This window comes from Actinomadura logoneensis, from assembly GCF_003428695.1.
GTDB classification, from domain to species: domain Bacteria; phylum Actinomycetota; class Actinomycetes; order Streptosporangiales; family Streptosporangiaceae; genus Spirillospora; species Spirillospora logoneensis.
In genome coordinates this window covers 1-7,243 of sequence record NZ_QURH01000036.1, presented here as the reverse complement: position 1 = coordinate 7,243, position 7,243 = coordinate 1, and the positions used below count along the sequence as shown (strand labels likewise).

The 7,243-nt window shown below is 71.0% G+C and carries 4 protein-coding genes; all 4 read left to right on the top strand.

Annotated elements, in window-relative coordinates:
* Positions 1-121 precede the first annotated feature (121 nt).
* Positions 122-1,648 carry an MtrAB system histidine kinase MtrB gene (gene mtrB, locus DZF91_RS01990; protein WP_117355810.1) on the top strand — a complete coding sequence of 509 codons (1,527 nt, stop codon included), beginning with the start codon at positions 122-124 and terminating at the stop codon, positions 1,646-1,648.
* A gap of 50 nt (positions 1,649-1,698) precedes the next feature.
* Entirely contained in the window at positions 1,699-3,510 is a 1,812-nt protein-coding gene (locus DZF91_RS01985; protein WP_235834016.1) for an LpqB family beta-propeller domain-containing protein, read from the top strand.
* A 1,792-nt stretch (positions 3,511-5,302) separates the two neighbouring features.
* Positions 5,303-5,467 carry a phosphoribosyltransferase family protein gene (locus DZF91_RS40890; protein WP_268915909.1) on the top strand — a complete coding sequence of 55 codons (165 nt, stop codon included), beginning with the start codon at positions 5,303-5,305 and terminating at the stop codon, positions 5,465-5,467.
* A 689-nt stretch (positions 5,468-6,156) separates the two neighbouring features.
* Complete coding sequence (gene hpf / locus DZF91_RS01970) at positions 6,157-6,840, top strand: ribosome hibernation-promoting factor, HPF/YfiA family (RefSeq protein WP_117355806.1); 684 nt, start codon at positions 6,157-6,159, stop codon at positions 6,838-6,840.
* Positions 6,841-7,243: the final 403 nt, after the last annotated feature.

Here is a 7,243-nt window from a genome sequence, read left to right as displayed (position 1 = left end):
CCCCGCGGCGGCCGGGCGGGTCCGGCGCGCCGTCTGGTGGCCGGTCCGGCGGTGGCTCGGCCGGGTCCAGCGGGTCGCGCGGCGGGTCGCGAGCGCCGGGTACACGCGCTGGCGGCGGTCCATCCAGGTCCGGGTGGTGACCTCCACGCTGTTCATCTCGGCGATCGTCGTGGCGATCCTCGGGTTCTTCCTGATGCAGCAGATCACCACCGCGCTGATGGACGGCAAGACCAAGGCCGCCCTGGCGCAGCTGGACGAGGGCCTTGGCAGCCTCCAGCGGGACGTGGGGGTGTCCAACGACAGCGGGGACCGGCTCCGCAGCGCCGCCAACGGGCTGAAGTCGCGCAGCGGGCCGTCCGGCCTCTACGAGGTCTACGTCCGCGACACCACCCAGCCGTACATCGACGGGTACGCGACCAACGAGCTGCGGTCCCAGAGCGTCCCCCAGAGGCTCCGGGACGAGCTGAGAAGCGGGACGACGGGTACTCGGGCCTACACGTACGGAAAACTGTCCTACATCGGCCACAGGCCGTCCGAGCGCGGCCTCATCGTCGCCGGCAAGACCAGCCACTACGAGGTCTACTACCTGTTCCCGCTGACGCAGGAGCAGCACACCCTCACGATCGTCAGCCGCTCCCTGGCCGGGGTGGGGGTCGTCCTGGTCCTGCTGCTGGCGGCCATCGCGTCCCTGGTGACCCGGCAGGTGGTCATCCCGGTGCGGCTCGCGGCCCAGGGCGCGCAGAGACTCGCCGCCGGACGGCTGGAAGAGCGCATGCGCGTGCGCGGGGAGGACGACCTCGCCCGGCTGGCCAGATCGTTCAACGACATGGCGGCCAACCTCCAGGAGAAGATCCGCGAGCTGGAGGACCTGTCGCAGGTCCAGCGCCAGTTCGTCTCGGACGTCTCCCACGAGCTGCGCACGCCGCTGACCACCATCCGGATCGCCGCGGACATGCTCTACGAGTACCGCGACACGTTCGGCGACCCGGCGGTGGGGCGTTCGGCCGAACTCCTGCAGAGCCAGCTGGAACGCTTCGAATCCCTGCTCGCGGACCTGCTGGAGATCTCCCGCCATGACGCGGGGGCCGCGACCCTGGACGCCGAGTCCCTCGACATGCGCGACCTCGTCCTGCGCACGGTGGGCGACGTCCAGGGGCTCGCCGAACGCAAGGGCTCCAAGGTCGTCCTGCAACTGCCGGGCGAGCCCTGCATGGCCGAAGTGGACCGGCGGCGCGTCGAGCGCATTCTGCGTAATCTCCTGGTCAACGCCGTTGAACACGGTGAGGGCGAGGACATCGTGGTCTCCGTCGCCGCCGACAGGGACGCCGTCGCCGTCACCGTCCGCGACCACGGCGTGGGGCTGAAGCCGGGCGAGGGCCAGATGGTGTTCGACCGGTTCTGGCGCGCCGACCCTGCTCGCGCGCGCACGACCGGCGGCACCGGCCTGGGCCTGTCGATCTCCAAGGAGGACGCCCAGCTCCACGGCGGCTGGCTCCAGGCATGGGGCGAGCCCGGGCAGGGCTCCCAGTTCCGCCTCTCGCTGCCCCGTACCGCGGGGGCCGAGCTCCGCGGGTCGCCCCTGCCGCTGGTCCCGCCGGGAGCGGGCGGTTCCCGGCCCCTTTTCGCCGAACTCGAGGCGGGGGACTGATGACGGTCCGTCGCCCTGAATCCACGCATGCGGCCCCGGAGGTTTCGGTTGTGCGCAAGTGCCTGGAAGGTCCGTCCCGCTGGCTCGGCGGGGCTCTGAAGGGGCGCGCGGCGGTCGCCACGGCCGCGGCCCTGACCCTGTGCGCGTCCGGATGCGCGGCCCTGCCCGGCGGCGGACGGGTCACGTCCGTCAAGGCGCCCGAGCGGGCGGAGCAGGCGGACGAGTCCTACGTGCGGCTGATCCCGGTGGAGCCCAAGAACGACTGGTCGCCGCAGGAGATCGTCTCCGGGTTCCTGGCGGCCTCGGCCAGCTTCGACGACGACCACAAGGTCGCCAAGGAGTACCTGGCCAACCCCAACGCCTGGCGTCCGGGACCGCGGCCGTCGATCGCGGTGTTCGACGACCGCCCCGAGCCCAAGGTCTTCGGCTCGGGAGACCAGCTCACCGTCCGGATCAACGGCACCCAGCTCGGCATCATCACCACGGACGGCCAGTACACCGCCTTCCAGAAGAGCGTCCAGGCCGACTACCAGCTCACGCGCAACGCGCAGCACCAGTGGCGCATCTCCGCCCTGCCGGACGCGCTGGGCCAGACGATGCTGCTCAACAAGAACGACGTCGACCAGGTCTTCCGCACGTTCAACCTCTACTACTTCGCTCCCGACAAGCAGACGCTCGTCCCCAACGGGGTCTTCCTTCCCTTGGTGAACCGGGAGGACCTTCCGCAGCGTCTGGTGCAGGCGGTCATCGCCGGCCCCACGACCTGGCTCCGGGGCGCCGTCTGGAGCGCCTTCCCGCACGGCACCAAGCTGGTCGGCCTGTCCCTGGACAAGGACGTCGCGACCGTCGATCTCAGCAAGGAGGCGGCGTCCGGCGACGTCGAGCAGATGTCGGCGCAGCTCGCCTGGAGCCTCGGCCAGGTGTCGGAGATCAAGCAGTGGAGGCTGCGGATCGAGGGCCGCGGGGTCGTGACGCCCGAGGGCAAGAGCGAGGTCCAGACCTTCAACGACTGGCAGGCCAACACCCCGGACGGCACGGTCGGCGGCGAGCACCGCGCGTACATGATCGGGGCGGCGGGGCACCTGTCCACGCTGGGTCTGAACAACTTCCTGTCGCTGCCCGTCGTCACCAGCGCGCCGGGCCGGATGGCGCGTCCGGCCGTCTCCCCGGACCAGCACGAGGTCGCCGGCCTCAGCCCGGACGGCAGGCAGCTGCTGAGCTCGGACCTCAACTCGAACGGCGTCCCGCGCGTCCTGCGCACCGCCAAGGACCCGGAGGGCCGGTTCACGCCGCCCTGCTGGGACCGGCAGGGCACCCTGTGGACGGTCGAGACCAGCCCCGGCAAGTCCATGCTCTGGAAGCGGGAACGGGGCAAGACCCTCAAACCGGTCTGGCACTGGGGCCTGGACGGCCGCGAGATCTACGCGCTCCAGGTCGCCCGCGACGGCGTCCGCGTCGCGGTCGTCGCCAAGATCGACGGCCGCAAGCAGGTGCAGGTCGGGCGGATCGCCGGGAGCGGCGACCGCATCGACGCGGGGTCCTTCGTCCCGGTCAGCTCCGAGCTCGCCGAGACGGACGACCTGTCGTGGCGGGACTACAACACCCTGGCGGTCCTGGGGCGCAAGACCCCCGACACGCAGGTGCTGCCCTACCTGATGCCGGTGGACGGCTCCGCGGTCACCTCGCTGGGCGTCGGCTCCCTGGGCGAGCCGCTGAGCATCGCCGCCATCCCGGGCGGCCCGGTGCTCATCGGCACCAAGAGCTCCAGCCAGCACCTGGTCTGCCACCAGTCCGCGTACCGCGAGCGCGACAGCGAGTGGGCCTGCAACGTCGCGGGCAGCGATCCCACCTACGCCTTCTGACGCCTCACCGGCCGAGGGCCGACTCCGGCGCGTGCCGATTCGAGTGTTCTCATCTGCGGAAACGTGGATCGGAGGCGAGTTATCCACAGATCGCCGGTGAGTTGGTGATCAGTGTGGGCGGCGCGGCATCGTCGAATGCATGTTCGCACGTGATCTGCTCGACCTGTTGCTGCCGCAGCGCTGCGCGGGCTGCCGCGCCGCCCGGGGCCTGCTGTGCCCCTCCTGCGCCGCTCCGCTGGCCCTTCCGGCTCGTCCTGTGCCCACTGCGGGCCTCGCGCCCCTGAACCCGCCCATCTGGACGGTGACGTCCTACGAGGGCGCCATACGGGCTCTCATCGCCGCTCACAAGGAGTCCGGACGCACCGGCCTGGCGAAGCCGCTGGGGCGCGCCCTCGCCACGGCGGTCAAGTCCGCCCTGTCGCTCGACGCCGCCCCGCCGTCCCCGCCTCCGCCCGCCTGGTACGAGGACCGGGCTCCCACCCGCCTGACGGCGTGGACGTTCGCCCCTCCGGCGATACCCGCGCCCCCACCGCCGACCACCCCGAAAGCCACTGCGGACCCTCCCGCGGCCACACCCGCGCCCAACCCTCCGCTCGCCCGAAACGCCCCGCACGGGCCGCCGGGCCCGCCGGGAGCTCACCAGCCGTCCACACGGCAAGCAGGCGCGTCCCGCCGCCCGGAAAGCCCAGGAGGCCGAGACGGCCCGACGACGCAGTCAAGGGAAGCCGTGCAGCGTCCGGAAGGCGTGTTGCGAGGTCCGGGCGATGCGAAGCCGCGCTCGCAGGAGGCCATGCCACGCCCGGAAGGCGTGCTGCGAGGTCCGGGCAATGCGACGAGGCGCCCGCAGGAGGCGGCGCCACGCCCGGAAGGCATGGTGCGAAACCCGGGCGGTCCCACGGCAAGCCCGAACGATGTGGCGCGACGGCCCGACGGGACGGCTGCGTGTCCGGACGGGGCGGCTGCGTGTCCGGACGGGAGGGCGGCGTGGCCGGAGGGGGCGGTGGCGTGGTCGGACGGTGGGGTGCTCTGGTGGGAGGGGAACGAGCCGTTGATCGTGGTGCCCGTTCCGTCCGCGGTGTCCTCGGTGCGGAAGCGCGGGCACGACCCGACCCGCCGCATGGCGGCCGTCGCCGTGCGGGAACTCCGCGCTGAGGGTTTTCCGGTCATCGGCGCGCCCCTGCTGCGGCACCGGCGGACCGTGGCCGATCAGACGGGCCTGGGCCAGGCCGAACGCAAGGCCAACATGAGCGGCGCCATGGCTCTCTCCCGCCGCGAGATGCGGCTCCTGCGGATGAAGCACGGCACTCCGGACCATCCCGTGCCTGGCTACGTCATCGACTCCCTACGCCCCGATTCGAGCCCTCAACCGGAGTCGCTTGCTCCGGACTCAGCCCACGCAAGGAACGCGGAGACGGATGTGTGCACGGAGGCAGAGCACAGCTGGGCACTCGGGCCGGACGAGGCCGGAAGGCCAGGCTCAGCGCCACGGCCGGTGCCGAGCGGTGAGACGACGTTTCCGCTGAGGTTCGCTCGCAAGCCGGACGGTGAGGCACGAGACAGGATCTGGTCTGCGGGGAGTGCCGACGATGACACGCGGCCGGAGTCGCGCTCGCCACAGAGACCTGCGGCGCACCAGCCGACCAGGCGTCCACCCAGAGGTGAATCCGACGGCTTAGACCTGCAGCTCCGAGAGAACCCCGGGAACACGAACGCGAAGCGCGGTGATCGATCTCCCAGCGGCAGGAAAGGCGGCAATGGCGCGGCCGGGGCTCCGTTACGGGAGAACTCCGGCGTGGCCGGCCCGCTGACCGGATGGCGGGTGGTGGTCGTGGACGACGTGGTCACGTCCGGCGCGACGCTGGCGGAGGCGGTACGCGTGCTCCGCCAGGCAGGTGCGCAGGTCGTGGGTGCGGCGGCGGTCGCGGCGACACCTCGGAGGTTCCTGGAGAGAGGGTGACTTTCTTCACGGGAGATCCTCAGCACGTCAGGTAGTTACCGCCCGTGACGAGCTCGTGTCCGTCTTGTTCGGGAAAGTCGGATTAGTTGTGTATTCAACGGTCACTGCGGGTCAGGCAGGAGGTAGATATTTTCAAACTCACCCCGCCGGAACATCGGTCTGACCTGCGGCGGAGTGATCGGCGGGATGCGCTGTGCGCAGGGGGATCCAGGGCTCGGAGAGAGCCCCGGGAAGGGCCTCGGAGGCCCCGATTCGGGGCGCGTCGATGACCGTACGTGAGTTTTTCCTCCGTTCACCCCCCTGACATTCGTGGCGTAAGGGGTTAGCGTTCCTGACATGGCACCCGCCCGGGTCCGTGGTTGCGTTGGATCGCAGCGCTCGTCGCGAGCGCGTGATGCGGTCCGGCTAGCCGATGCCAGGCGCAGGCGAAACGGCCCACGTAAGGCGACTTCTCGTCGACCGATCACGGTGCGCCTTAGAGGTAAGTCCTGCCCCGCCGGGGGATCCGACATCCCCCGAACCGGGAGAAGGGCAGTAGTGGCGAGAGAGCCGCGAGCCCCTCAGCAGGCGGATGTGGGGACGAAGACCAGGTCGGCCGGGCGGGTGCGACCCACCGAGCTGTGGCGTCCGGAGGTGGGATCGAGCCCCCTCCTGGACGAACCTCGCAACCGGGAGAAGGGGGGTCCCGCGTGGACATCATCGTCAGGGGCCGGCACACCGACGTCAGCGATCGGTTCCGGCAGCACGTCGACACCAAGCTCGCCAAGATCGAGCGGCTGAACACCAGGGTCATGCGCGTGGATGTGGAGGTGTCGCAGGAGCGGAACCCGCGCCTCGCCGACCAGCGCGAACGGGTGGAACTGACCATCCGCTCGCGGGGGCCGGTGATCCGTGCGGAGGCCGCGGCGGACGACCGGTACGGCGCGCTCGACCTGGCCCTCGACAAGCTCGAGTCGAGGCTGCGCCGCGACTCCGAACGGCGCAAGGCCCACAACGGAGGCCGGGGCAAGGGCAAGGTTCCCGCGATGGAGCCGCTGCCCGAGGACCTTCCCGCCGCGGTCGGGACCGCTCCGCCCCGCGAACCCGAGCCGTCCGCGCCCGCCGACACCGAGGCGGAGACGGACGGTTACGAGGCCCTGGCGACCGAACTCAACGAGAACCTGGTACCGATCCCGATGGAGGGTGACGGGCCCGTCATCGTCCGGGAGAAGTTCCACAAGGCCGAGCCGATGGGCATCGAACAGGCCCTGTTCGAGATGGAGCTCGTCGGCCACGACTTCTACCTGTTCCGCGACAAGGCCACCAACCACCCGACGGTGGTGTACCGGAGAAGGGGCTGGGACTACGGAGTCATCCGTCTTGTCGAAGAGTGATGTGGCACTTGCGTCACGTCACCGCCCGGATCATGTCATGATCTAGAAAGGCGTTGATGTGGCACTTGCGTCACGTCACCGCCCGGATCATGTCATGATCTAGAAAGGCGTTACCAGCAAGCCGTGACGGCGGCGGCGCGGATCCGCCCGCCGACCCCGGGACGGTGGAGCGGAGCGGCCTCACGGGCCGCTCCGCTCCACCGGTCCAGCCGCCGCCACGTCAAGCGTTCCCCGGGGGCGACACCGGCCTCCGGTTCCTCCGGCCGACCCGGATCACTGAGAGTGAAGGGGGGAAGCGGCGTTCACCTCCACGCCGCGACTCTGGTGAGCGAGAACCCCGAGGCTCGTGGCGCCCCCGCGCCGCCCCCGCCGGGCCCCGCCCCGTCCGCCGCGCGCCCCGCCC